The sequence below is a fragment of the Mycobacterium deserti genome, assembly GCF_025345615.1.
Lineage (GTDB): Bacteria > Actinomycetota > Actinomycetes > Mycobacteriales > Mycobacteriaceae > Mycobacterium > Mycobacterium deserti.
In genome coordinates this window covers 765,400-788,622 of the sequence record NZ_JAODWD010000003.1, presented here as the reverse complement: position 1 = coordinate 788,622, position 23,223 = coordinate 765,400, and the positions used below count along the sequence as shown (strand labels likewise).

Sequence of the window (23,223 nt, the reverse complement as noted above, 5' to 3'; positions counted from 1 at the left end):
CGCGGAGGAGTCGAGCAATGATTATTGATCTGCCGGGCACCACAACCAACGACATCAACAAGAAGATCACGGGCCTGCGTGAAGAGGGCGGCGCCATTACCTTGAGCCGGGTGCTCACGTTGGTGATCTCGCTTGACTCCGACGAATCGCTTGAGGACTCGATCGAGGCGGCAGCCTTCGCCAGCCGCGAGCACCCCTGCCGGGTCATCGTGGTCGTGCCCGGCGATCGTGACGGTGCCGACTCGCGGCTGGATGCGCAATTGCGCGTCGGGGGCGACGCCGGGGCCGGAGAGATCGTTGCCCTGCGTCTGCACGGCGATCTCGCCGACCACGCCGACAGCGTGGTGCTGCCCTTCCTGTTGCCTGACACCCCGGTGGTGGCGTGGTGGCCGATTGGCGGACCCGCTGTCCCGGCCCAGGATCCCTTGGGCCGGTTGGCGAAGCGACGAATCACCAATGCGACGGCATGCACTGATCCGTTGGCCGCGATCAAGGGCCGCCTCCAGGGTTACAGCGCAGGCGACACAGATCTCGCGTGGGCTCGGATCACCTACTGGCGCGCCTTGCTCGCCGCGGCGGTCGACCAGGAACCGCATGAGCAGATCACGTCGGCACTGGTGTCCGGTCTGCGAAACGAGCCGTCTCTCGATGTGCTGGCCGGCTGGTTGGCCGCGCGCATCGACGGTCCCGTGAAGCGGGCGGTTGGCGACTTGAAGGTCGAATTGACGCGGTCCAGCGAGACCGTGACGTTGAGTCGTCCCCAGGAGGGGACGACGGCGAAGCTGACCCGCACGTCCCGGCCGGAAGCCTTGATTCCGCTGGCGCGCAGGGAGGCCAAAGAGTGTCTCGCCGAGGATCTGCGCCGGCTTGACCCCGACGAGATCTATCACGAGGCCCTGCAGGGCATCGACAAAGTGGAGTACGTGTGAACACCTCAGTGCACACCTATGCCGACCCCGACGCGCTGGTGACGGCAGCGGCTGAGCGGCTGGCCGAGCAGATAATCTCTGTTGCCGACTTCCGCGGTCGGGCCTCGATCGTGCTGACGGGCGGCGGAACCGGGATCGGGATGCTGAAGAAGCTTCTCGAACACGCCGATCGGATCGACTGGTCGAACGTTCACATCTACTTCGGCGACGAGCGTTACGTCGCCGCGGACGACGACGAGCGCAACGACAAGCAGGCCCGCGAGGCGCTGCTGGACCACATCGACATCCCCGCGGCCAACGTGCATGCGATGCCGGCGCTGGACGACGAGTACGGCGATGATCTCGACGCCGCAGCGCTGGCATATGAGCAGGTGCTGGCCGCCAACGCCGAACACGGCGAGCCGGCACCGACGTTTGACGTGCACCTGCTCGGGGTCGGCCCCGAAGGCCACATCAATTCACTGTTCCCCGATACCCCTGCGGTGCGGGAGACCAGCCGGTTCGTGCTTGGCGTTCCCGACTCCCCAAAGCCGCCACCGAAGCGAATCACGTTGACCCTGCCCGCTATTCAGCGGTCTCGCGAGGTGTGGTTGGTCTGCTCGGGCGAGGGCAAAGCCGATGCGGTGGCCGCCGCCGTCAACGGTGCCGATCCGGTGGATGTGCCCGCCGCAGGGGGGATCGGGGGCGACGCAACTGTGTGGCTGTTGGACGAGTCGGCCGCCAGCAAGCTCTGAGCCACCACGGCTGACGCACCGGCGACATCGTGCCTCCCGTCGTGTCCTACTGAAAGCGCGTCATTCACGCGCGGCTGCCCGATGGTCCTCCTCACCGTCGCGCAGCCCGGCCGCGTACTCGGCGGTCCGCCCGGAAAAATCCGACGCGCGGAGCCGCCGCCGGGGATCCGCTGCGCACTGCCGCGACGGCGCGTCGCCTGCCCACTTCCCCACACCTGGTTCAGACGTCGAGTCAGCCCCGACGGTTCCCGCGACTGTGATCAAATGACCGTCATGGCTGACAAGGATGGCAAACCGGTACGCACCGGCTCCGAACGGATCAGGAAGCTCGCGCAGGCGGCGCTGAACGCCGACGTGACCGTCGAACAGGTCGACACCATCCTCGAGGGTCTGAGCGAAACCCTCGTCGACCTGAACAAGTCGACCGAGAATCTGGACGCGACCCTTGAGCGGTTCAACGACACGATCAGCCAGATCAACCAGCTCGCACCGCGACTCAACGCGGTCGTCGACCGCATGGAGGGCATCGTCGACCGCGTCGAGCGCATTGTGGGCATCGGCGAGTCGGTCATGACGCCGCTGGCCGCGACCGAGCAGGCCGTCCGCGGCGCGGTCAACAGGATGCGTCGGACCGCCGGCCTCTAGGGCGAGTCAGCCGTTAGGATCGCCTGGTGTTTCGCATCGACGGCATCAACGGCGAGAGCATCGTGGTCGACGGAGCCTGGGTCGAGAAGCTGAGGGCCAATACCTCGCGCGGCCGCAACCCAGCGGACCAGTACTCCGGGACGGAGGTCAAAGAGCTCACCCGCCGCAAGAAGCTGTTCGGCGGTGAGAAAGAGCATCTGCTGCAGGTGATCGTCAGCGTCGGCACGTTCTACTCCCTGATGGTGCCCGCGGAGCGACGCGCCGAGGTCGATGCACTCATCGCAGAACTCGAGCAGGCGCGCGACCGCGCGAGGTCCTAACCGCTGTTGCGTAGCGCGGTCGCCAGGCCGCTCATGGTCAGCAGGATGCCACGCTGCACCAGTTCGTCCTCGTCGCCGGAGCGGTAGCGCCGCAGCAGTTCCACCTGAAGATGGTTCAGCGGCTCCAGGTACGGGAACCGGTTGAACACCGACCGCGCCAGCGCCGGGTTGTCGGCCAGCAGGTCGTCCTGGCCGGTGATGAGCTTGTGCATGCGGATTGTGCGTTGGTGCTCGTCGACAATCTTGTCGAACACCCGTCGCCGCAGTTTCTCGTCATCGACGAGCTCCGAATAGCGCGCTGCCAGACCGAGATCCGACTTCGCCAGTACCTGCGCCATGTTCGACAACACCGTGCGGAAGAACGGCCAATTCCTGTAGAGGTCCTGCAGCACCTCCAGCCGCCCGTCGCCACCGGCGATCCACTCCTCGCATGCGGTGCCGGTGCCGTACCAGCCGGGCAGCATCACTCGCGACTGGCTCCACGCAAGCACCCACGGAATCGCCCGCAGATCGCTGATTGACGTCGTGGGCTTGCGCGACGTGGGTCTGCTGCCGATGTTCAGCGCTCCGATCTCGCTGACCGGCGTCGACGCCTTGAAGTAGTCGACGAAACCCGGTGTTTCATGCACCAATTCGGAGTATGCCCGCTGGGCTCGTGCGGCCAGGTCGTCGAGCACGTCGTAGGCGGGCCCCGCCGCATCACCGAGTCCTTCGACGTCGAGCAGCGTGGCCTCGAGTGTCGCGGCCAGGAGCGTCTCGAGATTGCGGTGCGCGGTCCGCGGCTCGGCGTACTTAGCAGCAATCACTTCGCCCTGTTCGGTGATCCGCAGCGAGCCGTTCACCGCACCTGGCGGCTGCGCCAGGATCGCCTCGTAGCTCGGACCGCCGCCCCGGCCCACCGTTCCCCCTCGACCGTGGAAGAGCCGCAACCGAATCCCGGTTTTGCGGGCCGACTCGACGAGGTCGAGTTCGGCTCGGTACAGCGCCCAGTTGGCCGCCAGGTATCCGCCGTCCTTGTTGGAGTCCGAATAGCCGAGCATGACCTCCTGGTTGTCCCCACGCGCCGACACGGCCGCGCGGTACAGCGGAAGGTCGAGTGCCGCTTCGAGAATCGACGATCCGCGCTGCAGGTCGTCGATGGTCTCGAACAACGGCACGATGCCGACCGGTGCATAAGGCGCGTCTTTCGAGGCGTCGAAGAGACCGACCTCCTTGAGCAGAAGCGCCGCTTCGAGCATGTCGGACACCGACTGGCACATGGAGATGATGTAGTTCGGAATCGATCGCGGGCCGTACACGCCGACGGCGCGTGCCGCCGCGCGGCAGATCTCGAGTTCCTTGCGGGCCAGATCCGATAATTGCGCTCCGCCACCGATCAGCGGACGGCGGGTGGCCAGTTCTGCGGCCAGCAACTCGACGCGCTCCGGCTCGGGTAGTGACCGATAGTCGGCGTGCACCCCCGCCCACGCCAGCAGCTCGGCAACGACTTCCTCGTGCACGTCGGAGTTCTGCCGCATGTCGAGACCCGACAAGTGGAACCCGAAGACGTGCACCGCCTCCCGCAGTCGTGCGAGCCGGTCGTCGGCAAGTACCGCACTGCCGTGGGCGCGCAGCGACGCATCGATCACGTCGAGGTCGGCCAGCAAGTCGTGCGGGGACTCGTAGCGTGACAGCCCCAGATCGAGTTCGTGTTCCGGCTGGCTGTCGAGGATTTCGCGCGCGGTTGCGGTGAGCCGCGCGTGCACTACGCGCAGGGCGCGGCGATACGGCTCGTCGGCGCGGGCCGGCTCATGACATTGGTCGGCGAGCGCGACCAGGTCGTCGGTGACCGAGACCAGGCGCGCCGACATCGATAGCTCCTGCTCCAACCCCGTGAGCTCGACGAAGTAGTGCTCCAACGCGACGTACGCGGCGTTGCCCGTGGCCTGTCGCACCACGTCGGCGGTGACATTCGGGTTGCCGTCACGGTCGCCGCCGATCCACGATCCCGGCCGCAGAATGGGCTCGTCGAGCAATCGAGCGTCCGGCCATCGCGCACGCAGCGCGCCGCGCACCTCGGCGTTGACCTTCGGGACGACGTCGAAGAACGCAGCCGGGTAGTAGCGCAGCCCCGTCTCGATCTCGTCCTGGATCTTCAGCCGTGACAACCGGATCAACGCCGTCTGCCACAGCGTGAGGATGTGCCTGCGCAGCTCGCGTTCGACGTCGCGGCCGTCATCGGTTTGTGAGTGCCCGTGCATGCGCAGTCGCATCAGTTCGGTGATCCGGTGCTGGGTGTCGAACACGGTGCGACGGCGGGTCTCGGTGGGGTGTGCGGTGATCACCGGTGAGACCTGCGCCGCAGCGAGCGCTTCAGCGACCGTCGCAGAATCGAGGTCGGCCGAATCGAGTTTCGCGTACGTGGCGGCCAGGCTGCTGTCCTGCGGCGGCTTGCCGTCAGCGACGTGGATCGCCCGACGGCGTTCGCGGTGGATGTCCTCGGCGACATTGGCCAGCAACGCGAAGTGGGTGAACGCGCGGATCACCGGGATGGCCATGCGAACGTCGATTCCGTCGAACATGCCGGCCAGGTCCGCACGGTCGATCTCGGAGCGCCGCACCCGGAACGACTCGACGCGGGCCCGCTCGACAAGGTCGAAGACCGCCTCACCGTTCTGCTCGCGAACGGTGTCGCCGAGGATCGCACCGAGAAGGCGGATGTCCTCACGCATCGGCTCGGTGGCTTCACGCCCGACCTGGGTGCGTTGAACCGCACCGATGGGTTCGAGTTCGCCGACGTCAACCATCGCTCAAGTATCGACGTCCGCCAACCACCTCGCACGACGAACCCTGACCAGCAGATTCAGAAATGGGCAAGGTGTCCGAAATGGGGGCGGTTGACGACATCAAACCGACCGACGAGATGGCCCCACCCGCCGAAGGGCCGTCGGCACCAACCGGGGGCCTATTCGGGGCTTAGCTGTATTTGATCTGCAGCGCGACGCCGACGATGGACACCAGCCAGATGCCGGTGACGAACAGCGTGACCCGGTCCAGGTTCTTCTCCACGACCGTCGACCCCGACAGGCTGGACTGGACGCCGCCACCGAACAGGGTGGACAGGCCGCCGCCCTTCGCGCGGTGCAGCAGCACGAGCAGCACCACCAGCAGGCTGGTGACGATCAGCGTGATCTGCAGGGCTAAAACCATGGCCGCCAGACTACAGGCCGCAGGGGGCTGTCAAGGAAGCGGCCCACCAGCGGCGATGGCCGACAACGTCGCGAACTGCTCGCCGTCCAGAGACGCTCCGCCGACCAGGGCGCCGTCCACATCCTCCTGCGCGACGATCTCGCCGACGTTCTTGGCGTTGACCGATCCGCCGTAGAGCACTCGCACGCCGGCGGCGACTTGCGGGGACGCGAGCGAGCCGAGCTCTCCGCGAATGGCCTTGCAGACCTCCTGCGCGTCCGCGGCGCTCGCGACCCGGCCGGTGCCGATCGCCCACACCGGCTCGTACGCGATGACCGCCTGGCCGATTTGTTCGGCGGACAGCCCGGACAGCGAGCCCCGCAGCATCTCGACGTTGTGGGCGACGTGATCGCCCGCCTCGCGGACCTCGAGCTGTTCACCGATGCAGACGATCGGCACGAGTCCGTGCTTGAACGCAGCGGCGGCCTTCGCAGCGACGAGTGCGTCGTCCTCGCTGTGGTAGGTGCGCCGCTCGGAGTGCCCGACGACGACGTAGGTGCACCCGAGCTTGGCGAGGAACGAACCGCTGATCTCACCGGTGTAGGCGCCGGACTCGTGCTGCGACACGTCCTGAGCGCCGTAGGTGAGCCGAAGCTTGTCGCCGTCGACCAGAGTCTGCACGCTGCGCAGGTCGGTGAACGGCGGCAGGACCGCGACGTCGACCTTGTCGAAGTACTTGTCCGGCAGCGAGAAGGCGATCTTCTGCACTAGGGCGATGGCCTCGAAGTGGTTGAGGTTCATCTTCCAGTTGCCAGCGATGAGCGGCTTACGGGACACGGCGTCTCCTAGTCGAGGACTTCGATGCCGGGCAGAGTTTTGCCCTCAAGGTATTCCAGCGACGCCCCGCCTCCGGTGGAAATGTGCGAGAAGCCGTCTTCGGCGAGGCCGAGTTGACGCACGGCGGCCGCGGAATCGCCACCGCCGACCACACTGAACGCGCCCTTGCCCGTCGCGGCGATGATCGCCTCAGCGACCCCCTTGGTACCCGCGGCGAACGCCGGGAACTCGAACACACCCATCGGGCCGTTCCAGAACACGGTCCTGGCGTTGGACAGCAGCGCGGTGAATCGCTTCACCGACTCCGGTCCGATGTCGAGGCCCATCTTCCCTTCGGGAATGCGATCGGCGGCAACGACTTCCGACGGCGAGTCTGCCTTGAACTCGTCAGCGACGACGATGTCGACCGGCACATGGATCACGTCGCCGTAGGTCTCGAGCAGCTTGCGGCAGGTGTCGATCATGCCCTCTTCGAGCAGCGAACTACCAACCGAAACCCCCTGCGAGGCAAGGAATGTGAAGCACATTCCGCCGCCGATGACCAGACTGTCGGCTTTCTCGGCAAGCGACTCGATGACCGCCAGCTTGTCCGACACCTTGGAACCGCCGAGAACCACGGCGTACGGCCGGTCGGTCGAACTGGTGAGCTGCTCGAGCACCTTGATCTCGGCGCCCACCAAGGTGCCTGCATAATGCGGCAGCAGTGTAGCCACGTCGTACACCGACGCCTGCTTGCGGTGTACGACGCCGAAGCCGTCGGAGACGAAAGCCCCGTCGTCACCGACCAGTTCGACGAGTTGCTTGGCCAGCGCCACGCGCTCGGCATCGTCCTTGCTGGTCTCCCGCTTGTCGAAGCGAATGTTCTCCAACAACAGGACATCGCCGTCGGTCAGGCCCTCGGAGCGCGCCAACGCGTCGGTACCGACCACGTCGCCGGCGAGCTGGACGTGTCGACCGAGCTGGTCCCCCAACGCTTTCGCCACCGGGGCGAGCGAGTATTTCGGGTCCGGACCATCCTTGGGCCTGCCGAGGTGCGCCGTGACGACGACCTTGGCGCCCGCGTCGGACAGTGCCTTGAGAGTGGGCACCGACGCGATGATGCGGCCGGGATCGGTGATCGTGCCGTCGTCGTCGTCGAGGGGCACGTTGAGGTCCGAGCGCACCAGAACGCCGCGCCCCGAAACTCCTTCGGCCAGAAGGTCGTCGAGGGACCGGACAGCCACGGTCAGAGCGACTTGCCGACGAGCGCGACGAGGTCGACGAGGCGGTTGGAGTAGCCCCATTCGTTGTCGTACCAGGACACGACCTTCGCCTGGTTGTCGATCACCTTGGTCAGCCCCGAGTCGTACAGCGAGCTGTGCGGATCGGTGACGATGTCACTCGAGACGATCGGCGCGTCGTAGTACTTGAGGATGCCCTTGAGCGGCCCGTCTGCGGCGGCCTTGAACGCGGCGTTGATCTCGTCGACGGTCGCCGACTTGCTCAGCTCGGCGGTGAGGTCGGTGACCGAGCCCGTGGGGATCGGCACGCGCAGCGCGTAGCCGTCGAGCTTGCCCTTCAGTTCGGGCAGCACCAGGCCGATGGCCTTGGCGGCACCGGTCGAGGTCGGCACGATGTTGATCGCGGCGGCGCGGGCGCGGCGCAGATCCTTGTGCGGACCGTCCTGCAGGTTCTGGTCTTGGGTATAGGCGTGAATCGTCGTCATCAGGCCCTTGACGATGCCGAACTCGTCGTTGAGCACCTTGGCCAGCGGACCAAGGCAGTTCGTGGTGCACGACGCGTTGGAGATGATGTTCTGGCTGCCGTCGTACTTGTCGTCGTTGACCCCGAGCACGATGGTGATGTCCTCGTCGCTGGCAGGCGCGGAGATGATGACCTTCTTGGCGCCCGCGTCCAGGTGGCCCTGCGCCTTCGCGCGCGCGGTGAAGATGCCGGTGGACTCGACGACCACGTCGACCCCGAGGTCACCCCACGGCAACGCGGAGGGTCCCTCCTTGATCGACAGGCCCTTCAGGGGGGTACCGCCGACGATGATCTCGTCGCCCTCGACGGAGACGTCGAACGGCAGCCGGCCCAGGATCGAGTCGAACTTGAGCAGGTGGGCAAGGGTGGCGTTGTCGGTGAGGTCGTTGACCGCAACGATCTCGACGTCGGCGCTCTTGCCCTCTTGCTTCTGCGCAGCCAGCGCACGGAAGAAGTTGCGTCCGATGCGGCCGAAACCGTTGACGCCTACCCGGATGGTCACGTGATCTCTCCTCGTCGATGACTCTTCAAATGCTCACCGACCAGCCTAGTGGTGTGACAACCGCCACGTGCGGCCTGGTCAGTGCACCGCCAGCGCCTGGTCCGCGTAGGGGTTGCCGAGCCACTTGCGGCGGATCCGCTGCAGCGTGCCGTCGTCCTCCAGTTCGGCCTGCGCGACGGTCAGCCGGCCGAGCATTACCTGATTTCCCCGGGCGACGGCAATGGCGATGTTCTCGACGGAAATGCCCCGCGCGACGACCTCGACGCCGCTCACCGGCTTGACCAACTCGGTGAGCACCGGGGCAACCTTCATCACCGCGTCGCAAACCCCGACGGTGAGGTCGGTCAGCGCGGTGCGAATGGCGCCGTACTCGTACACGCGCACGGCGGCGGCTTTGCCGTCGTCGACGAGGCGCTGGGCGATCGCCTGACTGGTGTCGCCCCGCTGCACGCCGACGGTCAGGCCATCGAGGTCGTTGACCGACATGACGCGCGGGAGACGCCTGGTGTCGACGGCCAAGGACTGACCGGAGATGAGATAGGGCGGAACGAAGTCGGCCAGCCCCTCGCGCTCGGTCGTCACCGTGGTGCCCGCGGCCACGCAGTCGTACGCGCCGAAGTTGAGCGCATCGAAGATGCCGTTGAAGTCGGCGCCCTCGTGAGGAATGAACTGCACTGTGGCGCCGAGCTTTTTGGCCAGCTCCGTCATCAGGTCGATGTCGAGGCCGCTGTCGTCCGGCATGCCGTTGAACGGCGGATCGGGGAAAGCTGCACCGACCCTCAACGTCTCCATCTGCGTCAGGCGTCCTCGAGCAGATCTGGTGTGACGGCCGACTCGGTGTCGGGAATGCCGTCCTGTTTCGCCTTGCGATCGGCCATCGACAGCAAACGCCGAATACGGCCAGCGACAGCGTCTTTCGTCATCGGCGGATCGGCGAGGCGGCCCAGCTCCTCCAGTGAGGCCTGCCGGTGCTCCACGCGCAGCTTGCCCGCCGCCGAGAGGTGGTCGGGCACAGTGTCGCCGAGGATCTCCAGCGCGCGCTCCACCCGGGCCGCCGCCGCAACCGCGGCTCGCGCCGACCGCCGCAGGTTCGCGTCGTCGAAGTTCGCCAACCGATTGGCGGTGGCGCGCACCTCGCGGCGCATCCGACGCTCCTCCCACGTCAGCCTGGTGTCCTGGGCGCCCATCCGCGTCAGCAGGGCGCCGATGGCTTCACCGTCGCGCACCACCACCCGGTCGGCGCCCCGTACCTCGCGGGCCTTCGCCGACACCCCGAGACGCCGCGCAGCGCCCACCAACGCCAACGCGGCCTCCGGGCCCGGGCAGCTGACCTCCAACGCCGAAGACCGCCCTGGTTCGGTCAGCGATCCATGCGCCAGAAACGCTCCGCGCCAAGCAGCTTCGGCGTCGGCAACGCTGCCGCCGACGACCTGTGCGGGCAATCCACGCACCGGTCGCCCGCGCAGGTCGAGCAATCCGGTCTGGCGGGCCAGCGCCTCACCGTCCTTGGCCACCCGCACCACATAGCGCGTGTTCTTCCGAATGCCACTGGCCGACAACACATGAACCACCGCGTTGTAGCCATACAGGTCGTAGATGTCCTTGCGCAGTCGCCGCGCGATGATGCCCAGATCGACCTCGGCCTCGACCACGACGCGCCCCGAGACGATGTGCAGTCCCCCGGCGAAGCGCAACAGTGAGGCCACCTCGGCCCGGCGGGCGCTGACGGAGTTGACCACCAACCGGCTCAGCTCGTCTTTGACCTCGGCTGTCATCGCCACGGGTCGTCACCTCTCGGTCCATTCGCTGGGGTGGGCACGGTCGGCTGCTGGACGGCCGGGGCCGGCGTCGACCCGCGCAGCAATACACCTTCCAGCGCCGCGGCCAACCTCGCCGGGTCATGTAAAGGTGTACCAGGTCTGGATACGTCAGCAAACTCCACGCGGGCCGCGAGGATGTTCGCGGTGCGCCGCAACTGTTCACGCTCGCGCTCGCCGGGCACCCGGCTCGAGTCGACGACGATGTCATGGACGGTGAACGCGGGGGCATGCTGGGACAACACGTGGATGTGGCGTTCGACGGAGAAGCCCGCCGTCTCGCCCGGCTCGGCAACCAGGTTCAGCACCAACGCCCGCCGAGCCGGGGACGACTGCAGGGCCGAAGCCAGCTGCGGCACCAGCACGTGCGGGATCACGCTGGTGAACCAGGAACCCGGCCCGAGCACCACCAGATCGGCGGACATGATCGCGTCCACGGCCTGCCGGGTTGCCGGTGGATCGCCCGGCAGCAGCCGAACCCGTCGCACCTTGCCCACCGTGGTGGCGATCGCCACCTGTCCGCGGATCACCCGCGACATCCTGGGGTCGGACTCCAGGCCCGCCACGTCCGCCTCGATACTCAGACCGACCGGGCTCATCGGCAACACCCGGCCCTTGACGCCGAGAATGCGACCCAGTTCGTCGAGCGCAGCCACCGGATCGGCCAGCACCTCGTTGAGGCCGGCCAGGATGAGGTTGCCGATCGGGTGGCCGGCGAGTGCTCCGCTGCCACCGAATCGATGCTGAATGATGGTGGCCCACAGCCGCCCATGGGGACTGTCAGATGCCAACGCCGCCAATGCCATTCGAAGATCGCCCGGCGGCACCACATCGAGTTCGCTGCGCAGCCGGCCCGACGAACCGCCGTCGTCGGCGACCGTGACGATGGCCGTGACGTGCGGTGTGAGCCTACGTGCCGCCGACAGTGTGGCGTAGAGACCGTGGCCGCCGCCCAGCGCGACGATGCGCGGGCTCATTCGCGGCCCAGATCCCGGTGCAACACCCGCACCGTGAGATTCTCACCGCCCTGCAGGCGAGCCGCCAGGGCCTCGGCCATCGCGACGCTGCGGTGCTTGCCGCCGGTGCAGCCGATGGCAACGGTCATGTAGCGCTTTCCCTCCCGGCGGTAACCGTCGATGACGACGTCCAACAGTTGATGGTAGGTGTCGAGGAACTCGACGGCGCCCGGTTGGCCCAGGACGTAGTCGCGGACCGCCTCGTGCTGCCCGGTATGGGGCCGCAATTCGTCCACCCAGTGCGGGTTGGGCAGGAACCGCACGTCCATGACCGTGTCCGCGTCCATCGGCAAGCCGTATTTATAGCCGAACGACTCCACCGTGACGCTCGTGTCCGCGACAGTCTCCCCGCCGAAGGCCCGTTCGATGCTTTCCCGCAATGCGGGCACAGACAACTTGGACGTGTCGATCACCAGGTCGGCGGCCGCTCGCACCGGCGCAAGGAGGGCGCGCTCGGCAGCGATACCCTCTGCGAGCGTCTGATTCCCCTGCAGCGGATGGCTGCGACGGTTCTGTTCGTAACGGCGCACCAGGATGTCGTCGGACGCCTCCAGAAACAACACTCGAGGCGAGATGTTACGGGTCGCCAACTCGGTGCGCACCCAGTCCAGGTCACCGGTGAAACCGTGTGACCGGACGTCCATCACGACCGCTAGCTGGGTGATCCGCGATCCGGCCGCCAGTCCGAGTTCGACCATGCGCGCGATCAACTCCGGCGGCAGATTGTCGGCGACATACCAGCCGACGTCTTCGAGCACCTTTGCCGCGGTTCCGCGACCGGCACCGGAGAGGCCGGTGACGAGCACGACGTCGATGCCCGACTCGGCGTCCGCGCTGATTCCCGCCTCCCCGCCCGTGTCGTCGCGCATATTCTGCTCTGTCATCCCGATGCCCTGCTGTGATCATCGCTGACAACCGGTTCTGGCGCATCGGAATCGACCGGCACACCAAGCGCCTCGAGCACGGCTTTGGCGGTCGCCACCCCGATTCCCGGTACAGCGGTGATCTCCTCGACGGTAGCCTCCTTCAACCGCGCGACCGACCCGAAATGCATCACCAGGGCCTTGCGACGGTGCTCCCCCAGCCCGCGAATCGAGTCCAGCGCGGAGGCGGTCATTCGCTTCGATCGCTTGCTGCGGTGATAGGCGATCGCGAATCTGTGCGCCTCATCGCGCACTCGCTGCAGCAGGTAAAGTCCTTCACTGTTGCGCGGCATGATCACGGGATCCGGTTCGGACGGCACCCACACCTCTTCCAGTCGTTTCGCGAGCCCGATCACCGCGACGTCGGTGACCCCGAGCTCGTCGAGCGCCGCCTGCGCGGCGTTCACCTGCGGCGCGCCGCCGTCGACGACGTACAGATTGGGCGGATACGCGAACTTACGCGACTTGCCCTCCGGCGCAAGCTCTGTCGGGTGACTGATGTCCTGAAGATGACGATAGAACCGCCGCCGGGTCACCTCCGCGATGGATGCGACATCGTCGGATCGGCCGTCGCCCGCCGCCTCCCTGATCGCGTAATGCCGGTAATCCGACTTGCGCGGCAGCCCGTCCTCGAACACCACCAACGATGCGACCACATCGGTGCCCTGCACATGGCTGATGTCGACACATTCGATACGCAGCGGCGCGTCAGCCAACCCCAACGCATCCTGAATGCTCTGCAGCGCAGCAGTTCTGGCGGTGAAGTCGCCGGCGCGCTTGAGCTTGTGCTGGGCCAGCGCGCCCGCAGCGTTGCGTTTCACGGTCTCGGCCAGTGCGCGTTTGTCGCCCCGCTGCGGCACCCGGATCGACACCCGCGAGCCGCGCAGGCCCGACAGCCACGTCGCCAGTTCGTCGGTGTTCCCGGGCAGACAGGGCACCAGCACCTGTCGCGGGACCGGGTTCGTCGACTCGTCCGCAGCACCACCCAGTTCGGCCTGGTCGCCGTAGAACTGCGTGAGGAACTGCTCGACGAGCTGTTCCTGACCGTCGGAATCGCCCGGCTCACCTGACTTTTCGACGATCCAGCCGCGCTGGCCGCGCACCCGGCCGCCTCGGACGTGGAACACCTGGACGGCGGCCTCCAACTCGTCGTCGGCGAACGCCACCACATCGGCGTCCGTGCCGTCGCCGAAGACCACCGTCTGTTTCTCCAGCGCCCGCTTGAGCGCTCCGACATCGTCACGCAGCCTGGCGGCGCGCTCGAAGTCCAGTTCCTCGGCGGCCTTGTTCATCCGGCGTTCCAGATCGCGGATCATCCGGTCGGTCTTGCCCGCGAGGAAGTCGCAGAAATCCAGCACGATCCGCCGGTGCTCTTCTGCGCTCACCCGATTGACGCAGGGTGCAGAGCACTTGTCGATGTATCCGAGCAGGCACGGACGGTCGATTTGCCTGTGCCGCTTGAACACTCCGGCCGAGCACGTTCGCGAGGGAAAGACGCGGGTGAGCAGGTCCAGTGTCTCGCGGATGGCCCACGCGTGCGAGTACGGCCCGAAGTAGCGCACGCCCTTGCGCCGTGCCCCGCGGTAGACCATCAGGCGCGGGTATTCCTCGTTGAGCGTCACGGCCAGCACCGGGTAGGACTTGTCATCGCGGTAGCGGATGTTGAACCGCGGGTCGAACTCCTTGATCCAGTTGTACTCGAGCTGGAGCGCCTCGACCTCGGTGGTGACAACGGTCCACTCGACGCTGCCCGCTGCCATCACCATCTGCCGCGTCCGCGGGGCCAGGTTCGCGATGTCGGCGAAGTAGGAGTTCAGCCGGCTGCGCAGACTCTTGGCCTTGCCGACGTAGATGACCCGTCCGTGCGGGTCGCGGAAGCGGTAGACGCCCGGTTCGACGGGAATGGACCCGGGAGCGGGTCGGTACGTCGCTGGATCGGGCACGGATTCAGGTTACTGCCGCCGTCGGACGGCTCCGATCAACTACGGTCGAGTGATGCGGATCTCCTCGCTGAAGAAGCTGATGGCCCCGCTGGCGGGGGCGGTATTGGTGCTGGCCGGTTGCGGCACCGAGGACACCGAAGCGCCGCCTCCGGCCGCGGCGGGACCATGCGAGATCATCGCCAACGGCACACCGACGTCGAAGGCGCCCGCGCCAACGTCGGGGCCGACCCCCTCGCGCAACATCTCCACCAATCCTGAGGTCGCTACCGGCTACCGCACCGACATGACGGCCGTGCGCACCTCCCGCTATGCGGTGGTGACCGCGAATCCGCTGGCCACGCAGGCCGCGTGCGGAGTGCTGCGCGACGGCGGAACGGCCGCCGACGCGCTCGTTACCGCACAGGCGGTGCTGGGTCTGGTCGAACCGCAGGCTTCGGGAATCGGCGGCGGCGGCTTCCTGCTGTACTTCGACGCCGCGTCGGGTGCTGTGCAGGCCTACGACGGCCGCGAGACCGCGCCCGCTGCGGCCACCGAGAATTACCTGCGCTGGATCTCCGACACCGACCGCACCGAACCGAAACCGGACGCCAGGGCCTCCGGGCGATCCATCGGCGTGCCCGGGATCCTGCGACTGCTGCAGGACGTGCACGCGGAGCACGGCAAGACGGGGTGGCGCGACCTGTTCGCCCCCGCCGTCACGCTGGCCGACGACGGGTTCGACATCAGCCCGCGATTGGCGGCCGCCATCGCAGACGCCGCGCCCCAGTTGAAGGTCGATCCGCAGGCCGCCGAATACTTTCTCAACCCGGACGGCAGCCCGAAGGCTTCGGGCACGCGTCTGACGAACCCTGCGTACTCGAAAACGTTGGGCGTCATCGCAACCGACCCACAGTCGTTCTACAGCGGAGAGATCGCCAGGGCGATCGTCCGAGCCGCGGCCGACGCCGCGGGTGGCCGTACACCCGGCCAGCTGGCGTTGGAGGACCTGTCGGGATACACCGTCAAGAAGCGCGAACCCCTGTGCGCGCCGTACCGCGGCCGGGAGGTCTGCGGGATGCCTCCCCCGTCGTCCGGCGGTATCGCCGTGGCCGCGACGTTGGGGATGCTCGAGCGCTTCCCGATGGCCGACCACAAACCCACCGACGTGGACCTCAACGGCGGCAGACCGTCGGTGATGGGCGTGCATCTGATCGCCGAGGCCGAGCGCCTTGCCTACGCCGATCGCGACAAGTACGTCGCGGATACCGATTTCGTGCCACTGCCGGGCGGCTCACCCAACACCCTGCTCGGTAGCGACTATCTCGCGGGGCGCGCGGCCCTGATCTCGCAGGAGCGCACCATGGGCACCGCGAAGCCGGGCGAGTTCGGACCGCCGACCGCGCTGGCGCCGCCGACCCCCGAGCACGGCACCAGTCAGATCAGCATCGTCGACGCGCAGGGCAACGCAGCGTCGCTGACCACGACGGTGGAATCGGCGTTCGGGTCGTTCCACATGGTCGACGGGTTCATTCTCAACAACCAGCTGACCGACTTCTCGGCAGAACCCGCAGGCCCGGACGGGGCACCGGTGGCCAACCGCATCCAGCCGGGCAAGCGGCCGCGCAGCACCATGGCCCCGACCCTCGTCTTCGGACAGCCCGCTGCGGGTCAGGACCGCGGCCCGCTGTACGCGGTTCTGGGCTCACCGGGCGGTTCGGTGATCATTCAGTTCGTCGTGAAAACGCTTGTCAGCATGCTGGATTGGGGCCTCAACCCGCAGCAGGCGGTGTCATCCGTCGATTTCGGTGCGGCGAACACACCGAAGACCAACGTCGGTGGTGAGCACCCGATCATCGACATCTCCGACAACGGCGACCACGACCCGCTCGTGCAGGGCCTGCGCAAACTCGGGCACCAGGTCGATTTGGCCGATCAGTCGAGCGGCCTTTCGGCGATCGCCCGCGACGACCCCGGCCTGATCGGCGGTGCCGACCCACGACGCGAGGGTTTGGTCATGGGCGACACCCGGTGACCGTCAGGATCGTCCGTCTCACCGAGAAGGACTGGCGGCTGTTCGCCACCGTCCGCCTGCGGGCGTTGACCGAATCTCTCGGCGAGAACGATCCGCAGTTTCGCGAGGAGGTGACCTTCACCGCTGCGAGATGGCGTCGGCGGCTGCGGGATCACGCCCAATTCGCCGCGGTGATCGGAAACCGCGCCGTGGGGCTGATCGGGGCGCAGCCGCAGAACACCCACACTGTCTACCTGTACTCGCTGTGGCTCGATCCGTCGGCCCGCGGGCTCGGGCTGGCCCGTCAGCTGGTCGTCGCTGCGCTGGATTGGGCGCAGCGCAGGCACGCGCGCACCGTGCGGCTGCGGGTCGCCGTCGACAACACTCCGGCGCGCACGGTCTACGAGAGCCTCGGATTCAGCCCGTCGGCCGAAAGCCGCAACCGTCGTGAACTCGCGATGACCCTCAACGTGAATTGATGCGCTTGTAGCGTTCCAGCAGTCCGCGGACACTGTCCATCGCCTCGACGGCGCGGCGCCTGTCGACGGCCTGGATGGCCAGTACGGGAACATATTCGTCGTCGGGCAGGTCGACACGCGCCCAGCGGGCGCCTCGCGGAAACGAAACGCCGACAATGTCCGACCACGGAATGAGCCGATAACTCAACAGATTTCGCACGGCGATGCCGTCAGCGCCGACACGCAGCCGCGGCCGGGCGAACAACAACGCCACCCCGGCAATGACGACACCAAGCAGTGCGATCGCCACCTGATCGGCGGTCTGGAAGATCACACCGGTGGACGCAACTTTCAGTAGGGCGCCAACTGCAATGTGTGCGGCGAGAATCACCGCCGCCGCGCCGTACGCGAAATACGGTGTCAGACGGGGTCGTATCTCGACGTCCCAGTCACTCATGAGTGGAGACCGCGAAGTGTCAGTGCGGTCGACAGAGCCGCAGCGGCGGCCTGGGCGCCTTTGTCCTCCGCCGACGACGGCAGCCCGGCTCGGTCCAATGCCTGCTGTTCGGTGTCGGTGGTCAGCACCCCGTTGGCCACCGGTGTCGAAGCGTCGAGCGACACACGAGTGAGGCCCTGAGTCACGGCGTCGCAGACATAGTCGAAATGCGGCGTCTCCCCGCGGATCACCACGCCGAGTGCGACGACTGCCTCATGGCTGGCGGCCAAAGCCTGTGCCACGACGGGTATCTCGATCGCACCGAGCACACGCACCACCGTGGGATTGTCGATGCCCGCGTTGGATGCGACGCGCAGGGCGCCGTCGAGCAGCGCGTCGCAGATCTTCTCGTGCCACGTGCTCGCGACGATGGCCATCTTGAGGTCGGAGGCGTCGAGATGGGGCAGATCGGGAACGCCGCCGCCACTCACTTCAGGGCTCCGCTACTCACAGCGCGCCACCGAGGTCGCGGTCGGTGGTCCGCCGATCACCGAGCAGGTAGACGCCCTCGTCGTAGGAATCCATGCTCGCGGCCTCGTGGTAGTCCTCGAGGCCGACGAGGTCGTGGCCCATGCGGTCACGCTTCGTCATCAGGTAGCGGATGTTCTCCGCGTTCGCACGCACCGGCAGCGGCACCCGCTCGATGATGTGCAGTCCGTAGCCGTCGAGGCCGACCCGCTTGGCGGGGTTGTTCGTCAGCAGCCGCATTGAGCGCACACCGAGGTCGACGAGGATCTGCGCGCCGATGCCGTAGTCGCGGGCGTCGGCGGGCAACCCGAGCTTGAGGTTCGCGTCGACCGTGTCGTCGCCGGCGTCCTGCAGTTGATAGGCCTGCAGCTTGTGCATCAGGCCGATGCCACGGCCCTCGTGTCCGCGCATATAGAGCACGACACCGCGGCCCTCGCGGGCGACCATGGCCAGCGCGGCGTCCAACTGGGGGCCGCAGTCGCAGCGGCGGGAACCGAACACGTCACCGGTGAGGCATTCGGAGTGCACGCGCACCAGCACGTCATGCCCGTCGCTGTGCGGTCCGGCGATGTCGCCCCTGACCAGCGCGACGTGTTCGACGTCCTCGTAGATGCTGGCGTAGCCGACGGCCCGAAATTCGCCGTGGCGGGTGGGGATGCGCGCCTCGGCGATGCGCTCGATGTGTTTTTCGTGCTTGCGGCGCCATTCGATCAGGTCCGCGATCGAGATCAGCGCGAGGTCGTGCTCGTCGGCAAAGATCCGCAGCTCATCGGTCTGCGCCATGGCGCCTTCGTCCTTCTGGCTGACGATCTCACAGATCGCCCCCGCCGGCTGCAGACCGGCCAGCCGGGCCAGGTCGACGGCGGCCTCGGTGTGGCCGGGCCGGCGCAGCACCCCGCCGTCCTTTGCCCGCAGCGGAACGACGTGGCCCGGGCGCGTGAAATCGTCTGCGACGCTGGACGGATCGGCGAGCAGGCGCATTGTTGTCGCGCGATCGGACGCCGAGATTCCGGTTCCGACACCGTTTTTCGCGTCGACGGTCACGGTATAGGCGGTGCCGTGCTTGTCCTGGTTGACCGCGTACATCGGCAGCAGGCCGAGCTTGTCGCAGATCGCACCGTCCAGCGGCACACACAGGTACCCGGAGGTGTAGCGCACCATGAACGCCACGAGTTCAGGCGTGGCCTTCTCGGCGGCGAAGATGAGATCGCCCTCGTTCTCGCGATCCTCATCGTCGATAACGACGACGGCTTTCCCCGCAGCGATGTCGGCGACCGCCCGCTCGATCGAGTCCAGCCTCGTCATCACATCAGTATGAACCACTGACGGACGGTCCTTATTGCCCCGTCATGCTCAACGCGCAAGTCATCAGCTGGATCGGCAGGCCGGTGTGATGGAGAACTCACCTCATGGCGCGTCGCAGAGAGTGCGGCCCCCGTCAGGACCAGTCCTGACGGGGGCCGCCACCGTAGATGTCAGGCGCGCGGAGTACCCGGACCCGCCGGACCCGCAGGACCCGCGGTGCCCCGCGTAGCCGGATGGTCGGCGTCCTTGCGTCGCTTCAGGCCGGCCAGGCCGAGCAGACCCAGCAGGCCCGCGAGCCCCCACAGGCCGTTGTCGCCGCCATCGTCCTCGTGCTCCGTTTCCTGCGCGACGATGGTCGTCGTCGCCGGTGCGGTCGGTTCGGTGGCGTTGGCCACCCCAGCCCCACCGAACAACAACGTCAGGGCGGTCGTGCCGATCACGAGTGATTTACGCATGCTTCTACTCCTCTTGGTTGACGGAACCAGTTGAGCATTTGCTCAGCCCCCCGGCTCACGGCAGCTTGATAGCCCGGCCAGGTGGTAGCTAAACCACCCGAATGAAGTCGGCCAAGCCCGCTAAACCCGTTACGGGCTGTTCAGCGCCCTAAACGTGACGTCAGGTACGACGTATTATCGTGCGCAAGCAAATCCAGTCGATGCGCAAGCGATGCACTCAGGTTGGCGACTGGGGGGCGAGGAGGCGTTCGACGTATTTGGCGATGATGTCGACCTCGAGGTTGACCTGCGCGCCGACCTGGGCCTGACCGAGCGTCGTCAGATTCATCGTCGTGGGGATCAGCGACACCTCGAACCAGTCGTGACCGAGTCCGGAAACCGTCAGCGACACTCCGTCGACAGTGATCGACCCCTTTTCCACGACGTATCGAGACAGTCCGAGCGGTAGCGCGATTCGCACCACTTCCCAGCGCTCGGACGGTGTGCGCGCGATGACATGACCCGTGCCGTCCACATGGCCCTGCACGATGTGACCACCCAATCTGCTGTTGACCGCGGCGGCACGTTCCAAGTTGACCTTGCTGCCGACGCCGACCCCGCGCAGGCTCGACCTATTGAGCGTCTCGCCGATCACGTCGGCGGTGAAGGCGCCATCGGACAGCACGTCGACCACGGTCAGGCACACGCCGTTAACCGCGATCGAGTCGCCGTGCCTGGCATCGGCGGTGACGATAGGGCCGCGAATGACCAGTCGCGCCGAGTCGCCCAGGTCATCTTTGCCGACGATGTCGCCCAATTCTTCGACGATTCCGGTGAACACGGATTCCAGGCTAGGCGAGTACGACGACCGCGAGTGCGGGGACAGCCCCACGACATCCGCACCCTCTACGATGCAGTCATGCAGACCCGCCTTGTGGCGATCTTCGCCGCCCTCATCGCTGTCATCGCCCTCGTCGCCGGGTGTTCGAAGTCGTCCGAGGATTCGGGCAAGGAGCTGCCGGATGCCGCGACGCTGCTGAAGCAGTCCAGCGAGACCACAAAGGCCCAGACGAGCGTCCATATGCTGCTCACGGTGCAGGGCACCATCGAGGAACTGCCGATCGAATCCCTCGAGGGCGACCTGACCAACACCCCCGCGGTCGCCGCGCAGGGCAAGGCCAACATCATCTTCCTGGGCCAGCGGCTCGAGGGCATCGAATTCATCGTCGCCGACGGCATTCTTTACGGCACCCTCACGCCAGGCAGCGCCTTTCAAGACTTCGGCCCGGCTGCCGACATCTACGACGCCTCGGCGATTCTGAACCCCGACACGGGGCTGGCCAATGTGCTCGCCAACTTCTCCGACCCCAAGGCCGACGGCCGCGAGACCCTCAACGGCGTCGAGGCGGTCCGCGTCACCGGCACCGTCAGCGCCGATGCGGTCAACAAGATCGCCCCACAGATCGGTGCCACCGGCCCGGTTCCCGGTACCGCGTGGATCGCCGAGGAAGGCGACCACAAACTGGCGCAGGTGAAGCTGGAGCCCTCGGCGGGCAACAGCGTCACGATGACGCTGTCCGAGTGGGGTAAGCCGGTCACGGTCACCAAGCCTGCGGTCTGATGTCCACTGCAGAAGAGGCAGGCAACGCCGGAGCCGCTCGGGTGGCGACACCCGACACCGGAGCCGTCACGGCACCGACGTCCAATCGCCGGATCGCCATCAGCGCAGGCGGTCTCGCCGTACTCCTCGGCGCGCTCGACACTTATGTCGTGGTCGCGATCATCCGCGACATCATCATGGACCTCGGCATCGCGATCAATCAGCTCCAGCGGGTGACACCGATCATCACCTGGTATCTGCTGGGCTACATCGCCGCCATGCCGTTGCTCGGCCGCGCCTCCGACCGGTTCGGCCGAAAAATGGTCCTCCAGGTCAGCCTGGCCGGTTTCGCGCTGGGCTCGGTGGTGACCGCGATGTCGAGCGACCTCATTCCCATGGTGGTCGGCCGCACCATTCAGGGTGTCGCCAGCGGCGCCCTGCTGCCGGTCACCCTCGCGTTGGCCGCTGACTTGTGGGCAACCCGCAACCGGGCCACGGTGCTGGGCGGGATCGGCGCCGCACAGGAGCTCGGCAGTGTGTTGGGACCCCTGTACGGCATCGCTGTGGTCGCAGCTCTGACCTCCTGGCGCGACGTGTTCTGGATCAATGTGCCGCTGGCAGTCCTCGCGATGGTGCTGATTCATTTCAGCCTGCCGTCGCGCCTCAAGGCGGACCAACCCGAGAAGGTCGACGTGGTCGGCGGCGTGCTGCTGGCCATCGCACTCGGCCTGGCGGTGATCGGCCTCTACAACCCGGCTCCCGACGGGAAGAAGATCCTGCCCGATTACGGACTTCCCATGCTTGCCGGCACCGTCGTCGCCCTTGTGGCGTTCTTCGTCTGGGAAAGGTTCGCGAAGACGCGGCTCATCGAGCCGACAGGCGTGCACTTCCGGCCCTTCCTGGCGGCCCTGGGCGCATCGTTGTGCGCCGGCGCCGCGCTGATGGTGACGCTGGTCAATGTCGAGCTGTTCGGGCAGGGCGTGCTCGGCAAGAACCAGACCGAAGCGGTGCTGCTGCTGCTGCGCTTCCTGATAGCGCTGCCCATCGGCGCCGTGATCGGCGGATGGATCGCCAGCCGCATCGGCGACCGCATCGTCGCGTTCACCGGCCTGCTCATTGCCGCGGGCGGTTACTGGCTGATCTCCAAGTGGCCGGTGGGCCTGTTGTCGGCGTACCACGACCTCGGCTTCGTCAGCCTGCCGGTTCTCGACACCGACCTGGCAATCGCCGGCATCGGCCTCGGTCTCGTGATCGGTCCGCTGACATCAGCCACACTGCGGGTGGTGCCTGCCGCCCAGCACGGCATCGCGTCGGCGGCCGTTGTCGTCGCCCGCATGATCGGCATGTTGATTGGTCTGGCTGCGCTGACGGCCTGGGGGTTGTATCGCCTCAACCAGCACCTTCAGACCTTGCCGTTCCCCCGCGGCGCCGACACCTTGGCCGAGCGGCTGGCCGCACAGGCTGACCGCTACCGCGAGGCCTACGTCCTGCAATACGGGGACATCTTCCTGGTCACCGTGGTGGTCTGCCTCGTCGGGGCGGTGCTGGGGCTACTGATCAGCGGCAAGCACGAGCATGCCGACGAAGCGGCGGCCCCCGCAGACAATGTCAGTGCAAACGATCCAGCTCGGGGTCAGGAAACCTCCGGCGGCAGGCACCGCTCGGGCTGATCGGAGGCTCAGCAGCGCTCGAGACCCCTGCGGATCAGCGGGGGCGCGGCCACCTCGGCAACCGCCGAGGGCTGGTCGTCGGCAGAACCGCGGATCGTGTCCCAGATCAGCGCCTTGATGCTTCGAGGGTCGATAGTGCTGCTGAGCCAGTCCTGCAACGCAGTCATGCTCGTGTCCTTTGTTCGTGCTCACCAAGCGCGCAACTCGTCGGTGAAAGCGCGATAT

The 23,223-nt window shown here is 66.9% G+C and carries 24 protein-coding genes; 8 read left to right on the top strand and 16 right to left on the bottom strand.

The features are described from left to right. The first annotated feature begins 17 nt into the window (after positions 1-17). From opcA to N4S67_RS15260, 4 genes are all read left to right on the top strand, one after another. A complete protein-coding gene (opcA, locus tag N4S67_RS15275) occupies positions 18-929 on the top strand; it encodes a glucose-6-phosphate dehydrogenase assembly protein OpcA (RefSeq protein WP_260993802.1) in 912 nt (303 codons plus the stop codon). Next, complete coding sequence (gene pgl, locus N4S67_RS15270) at positions 926-1,663, top strand: 6-phosphogluconolactonase (RefSeq protein WP_260993801.1); 738 nt, start codon at positions 926-928, stop codon at positions 1,661-1,663. The genes opcA and pgl overlap by 4 nt, the downstream gene beginning before the upstream one ends. Before the next feature lie 273 nt (positions 1,664-1,936). Next, positions 1,937-2,308 (top strand): ATPase, encoded by a 372-nt coding sequence (locus tag N4S67_RS15265; RefSeq protein WP_260993800.1) that lies wholly within the window; start codon positions 1,937-1,939, stop codon positions 2,306-2,308. Between the two features lie 26 nt (positions 2,309-2,334). Continuing rightward, positions 2,335-2,628 (top strand): hypothetical protein, encoded by a 294-nt coding sequence (locus N4S67_RS15260; RefSeq protein WP_260993799.1) that lies wholly within the window; start codon positions 2,335-2,337, stop codon positions 2,626-2,628. Here the strand turns inward: N4S67_RS15260 and ppc are convergent. From ppc to uvrC, 10 genes are all read right to left on the bottom strand, one after another. Then, entirely contained in the window at positions 2,625-5,414 is a 2,790-nt protein-coding gene (ppc, locus tag N4S67_RS15255) for a phosphoenolpyruvate carboxylase (protein WP_260993798.1), read from the bottom strand. The two genes, N4S67_RS15260 and ppc, sit on opposite strands and share 4 nt — an antisense overlap. A 169-nt stretch (positions 5,415-5,583) precedes the next feature. Further along, positions 5,584-5,817: a preprotein translocase subunit SecG gene (gene secG, locus N4S67_RS15250; protein WP_260993797.1), complete on the bottom strand. Its 234-nt coding sequence runs from the start codon at positions 5,815-5,817 to the stop codon at positions 5,584-5,586. Between the two features lie 30 nt (positions 5,818-5,847). After that, positions 5,848-6,633: a triose-phosphate isomerase gene (gene tpiA, locus N4S67_RS15245; RefSeq protein WP_260993796.1), complete on the bottom strand. Its 786-nt coding sequence runs from the start codon at positions 6,631-6,633 to the stop codon at positions 5,848-5,850. An 8-nt stretch (positions 6,634-6,641) separates the two neighbouring features. After that, on the bottom strand, positions 6,642-7,856 hold the full coding sequence (locus tag N4S67_RS15240; protein ID WP_260993795.1) for a phosphoglycerate kinase: 1,215 nt from the start codon (positions 7,854-7,856) through the stop codon (positions 6,642-6,644). Positions 7,857-7,858: 2 nt separating this feature from the next. Then, a complete protein-coding gene (gene gap, locus N4S67_RS15235; protein WP_260993794.1) occupies positions 7,859-8,878 on the bottom strand; it encodes a type I glyceraldehyde-3-phosphate dehydrogenase in 1,020 nt (339 codons plus the stop codon). A 78-nt stretch (positions 8,879-8,956) separates the two neighbouring features. Next, the gene (locus tag N4S67_RS15230; protein WP_260993793.1) at positions 8,957-9,670 is read right to left on the bottom strand and encodes an ABC transporter substrate-binding protein; all 714 of its coding nucleotides are present in this window, start codon (positions 9,668-9,670) and stop codon (positions 8,957-8,959) included. 5 nt (positions 9,671-9,675) lie between these two features. Further along, positions 9,676-10,653, bottom strand: coding sequence for a DNA-binding protein WhiA (gene whiA, locus N4S67_RS15225; protein ID WP_260994053.1), 978 nt, complete (start codon positions 10,651-10,653; stop codon positions 9,676-9,678). After that, positions 10,650-11,672, bottom strand: coding sequence for a uridine diphosphate-N-acetylglucosamine-binding protein YvcK (yvcK, locus tag N4S67_RS15220; protein ID WP_260993792.1), 1,023 nt, complete (start codon positions 11,670-11,672; stop codon positions 10,650-10,652). The genes whiA and yvcK overlap by 4 nt, the downstream gene beginning before the upstream one ends. Further along, positions 11,669-12,580 carry an RNase adapter RapZ gene (gene rapZ, locus N4S67_RS15215; RefSeq protein WP_260994052.1) on the bottom strand — a complete coding sequence of 304 codons (912 nt, stop codon included), beginning with the start codon at positions 12,578-12,580 and terminating at the stop codon, positions 11,669-11,671. The genes yvcK and rapZ overlap by 4 nt, the downstream gene beginning before the upstream one ends. 11 nt (positions 12,581-12,591) lie before the next feature. After that, positions 12,592-14,577, bottom strand: a complete 1,986-nt coding sequence (gene uvrC / locus N4S67_RS15210; protein ID WP_260993791.1) for an excinuclease ABC subunit UvrC — start codon at positions 14,575-14,577, stop codon at positions 12,592-12,594. 52 nt (positions 14,578-14,629) lie between these two features. Here uvrC and N4S67_RS15205 point away from each other — a divergent pair, with 52 nt between their 5' ends. Both N4S67_RS15205 and N4S67_RS15200 read left to right on the top strand, forming a co-directional pair. Continuing rightward, entirely contained in the window at positions 14,630-16,588 is a 1,959-nt protein-coding gene (locus N4S67_RS15205) for a gamma-glutamyltransferase family protein (protein WP_260993790.1), read from the top strand. Continuing rightward, positions 16,585-17,046, top strand: a complete 462-nt coding sequence (locus N4S67_RS15200) for a GNAT family N-acetyltransferase (protein ID WP_260993789.1) — start codon at positions 16,585-16,587, stop codon at positions 17,044-17,046. The genes N4S67_RS15205 and N4S67_RS15200 overlap by 4 nt, the downstream gene beginning before the upstream one ends. Here the strand turns inward: N4S67_RS15200 and N4S67_RS15195 are convergent. From N4S67_RS15195 to N4S67_RS15175, 5 genes are all read right to left on the bottom strand, one after another. After that, positions 17,033-17,482 carry a PH domain-containing protein gene (locus tag N4S67_RS15195; RefSeq protein ID WP_260993788.1) on the bottom strand — a complete coding sequence of 150 codons (450 nt, stop codon included), beginning with the start codon at positions 17,480-17,482 and terminating at the stop codon, positions 17,033-17,035. The two genes, N4S67_RS15200 and N4S67_RS15195, sit on opposite strands and share 14 nt — an antisense overlap. Then, positions 17,479-17,898, bottom strand: a complete 420-nt coding sequence (gene ribH, locus N4S67_RS15190) for a 6,7-dimethyl-8-ribityllumazine synthase (RefSeq protein WP_260994051.1) — start codon at positions 17,896-17,898, stop codon at positions 17,479-17,481. Before ribH ends, N4S67_RS15195 begins: the two co-directional genes overlap by 4 nt. Positions 17,899-17,968: 70 nt before the next feature. After that, on the bottom strand, positions 17,969-19,294 hold the full coding sequence (locus tag N4S67_RS15185) for a bifunctional 3,4-dihydroxy-2-butanone-4-phosphate synthase/GTP cyclohydrolase II (RefSeq protein ID WP_260993787.1): 1,326 nt from the start codon (positions 19,292-19,294) through the stop codon (positions 17,969-17,971). Between the two features lie 170 nt (positions 19,295-19,464). Beyond that, positions 19,465-19,749, bottom strand: coding sequence for a WGxxGxxG family protein (locus N4S67_RS15180; RefSeq protein WP_260993786.1), 285 nt, complete (start codon positions 19,747-19,749; stop codon positions 19,465-19,467). A 217-nt stretch (positions 19,750-19,966) separates the two neighbouring features. Next, positions 19,967-20,569, bottom strand: coding sequence for a riboflavin synthase (locus N4S67_RS15175; protein WP_260993785.1), 603 nt, complete (start codon positions 20,567-20,569; stop codon positions 19,967-19,969). A 78-nt stretch (positions 20,570-20,647) separates the two neighbouring features. Here N4S67_RS15175 and N4S67_RS15170 point away from each other — a divergent pair, with 78 nt between their 5' ends. Together N4S67_RS15170 and N4S67_RS15165 are read left to right on the top strand one after the other, a co-directional pair. Beyond that, positions 20,648-21,349, top strand: coding sequence for an LppX_LprAFG lipoprotein (locus N4S67_RS15170; RefSeq protein ID WP_260993784.1), 702 nt, complete (start codon positions 20,648-20,650; stop codon positions 21,347-21,349). After that, the gene (locus N4S67_RS15165) at positions 21,349-22,998 is read left to right on the top strand and encodes an MFS transporter (RefSeq protein WP_260993783.1); all 1,650 of its coding nucleotides are present in this window, start codon (positions 21,349-21,351) and stop codon (positions 22,996-22,998) included. The genes N4S67_RS15170 and N4S67_RS15165 overlap by 1 nt, the downstream gene beginning before the upstream one ends. A gap of 8 nt (positions 22,999-23,006) precedes the next feature. On the opposite strand, the gene N4S67_RS15160 is transcribed toward N4S67_RS15165, so the two are convergent. After that, positions 23,007-23,165, bottom strand: a complete 159-nt coding sequence (locus N4S67_RS15160) for a hypothetical protein (protein ID WP_260993782.1) — start codon at positions 23,163-23,165, stop codon at positions 23,007-23,009. Positions 23,166-23,223 lie beyond the last annotated feature (58 nt).

Excerpts from the sequence above, each read along its gene's own strand:
- secG (WP_260993797.1), bottom strand. The coding sequence starts at position 5,817 with ATGGTTTTAGCCCTGCAGATCACGCTGATCGTCACCAGCCTGCTGGTG.
- N4S67_RS15195 (WP_260993788.1), bottom strand. The coding sequence starts at position 17,482 with ATGAGTGACTGGGACGTCGAGATACGACCCCGTCTGACACCGTATTTC.
- ribH (WP_260994051.1), bottom strand. The coding sequence starts at position 17,898 with ATGGCCATCGTCGCGAGCACGTGGCACGAGAAGATCTGCGACGCGCTG.
- rapZ (WP_260994052.1), bottom strand. The coding sequence starts at position 12,580 with ATGCGCGACGACACGGGCGGGGAGGCGGGAATCAGCGCGGACGCCGAG.
- N4S67_RS15170 (WP_260993784.1), top strand. The coding sequence starts at position 20,648 with ATGCAGACCCGCCTTGTGGCGATCTTCGCCGCCCTCATCGCTGTCATC.
- N4S67_RS15205 (WP_260993790.1), top strand. The coding sequence starts at position 14,630 with ATGCGGATCTCCTCGCTGAAGAAGCTGATGGCCCCGCTGGCGGGGGCG.
- N4S67_RS15185 (WP_260993787.1), bottom strand. The coding sequence starts at position 19,294 with ATGACGAGGCTGGACTCGATCGAGCGGGCGGTCGCCGACATCGCTGCG.
- N4S67_RS15180 (WP_260993786.1), bottom strand. The coding sequence starts at position 19,749 with ATGCGTAAATCACTCGTGATCGGCACGACCGCCCTGACGTTGTTGTTC.
- yvcK (WP_260993792.1), bottom strand. The coding sequence starts at position 11,672 with ATGAGCCCGCGCATCGTCGCGCTGGGCGGCGGCCACGGTCTCTACGCC.
- N4S67_RS15230 (WP_260993793.1), bottom strand. The coding sequence starts at position 9,670 with ATGGAGACGTTGAGGGTCGGTGCAGCTTTCCCCGATCCGCCGTTCAAC.
- N4S67_RS15160 (WP_260993782.1), bottom strand. The coding sequence starts at position 23,165 with ATGACTGCGTTGCAGGACTGGCTCAGCAGCACTATCGACCCTCGAAGC.
- N4S67_RS15265 (WP_260993800.1), top strand. The coding sequence starts at position 1,937 with ATGGCTGACAAGGATGGCAAACCGGTACGCACCGGCTCCGAACGGATC.
- opcA (WP_260993802.1), top strand. The coding sequence starts at position 18 with ATGATTATTGATCTGCCGGGCACCACAACCAACGACATCAACAAGAAG.
- whiA (WP_260994053.1), bottom strand. The coding sequence starts at position 10,653 with ATGACAGCCGAGGTCAAAGACGAGCTGAGCCGGTTGGTGGTCAACTCC.
- N4S67_RS15165 (WP_260993783.1), top strand. The coding sequence starts at position 21,349 with ATGTCCACTGCAGAAGAGGCAGGCAACGCCGGAGCCGCTCGGGTGGCG.
- ppc (WP_260993798.1), bottom strand. The coding sequence starts at position 5,414 with ATGGTTGACGTCGGCGAACTCGAACCCATCGGTGCGGTTCAACGCACC.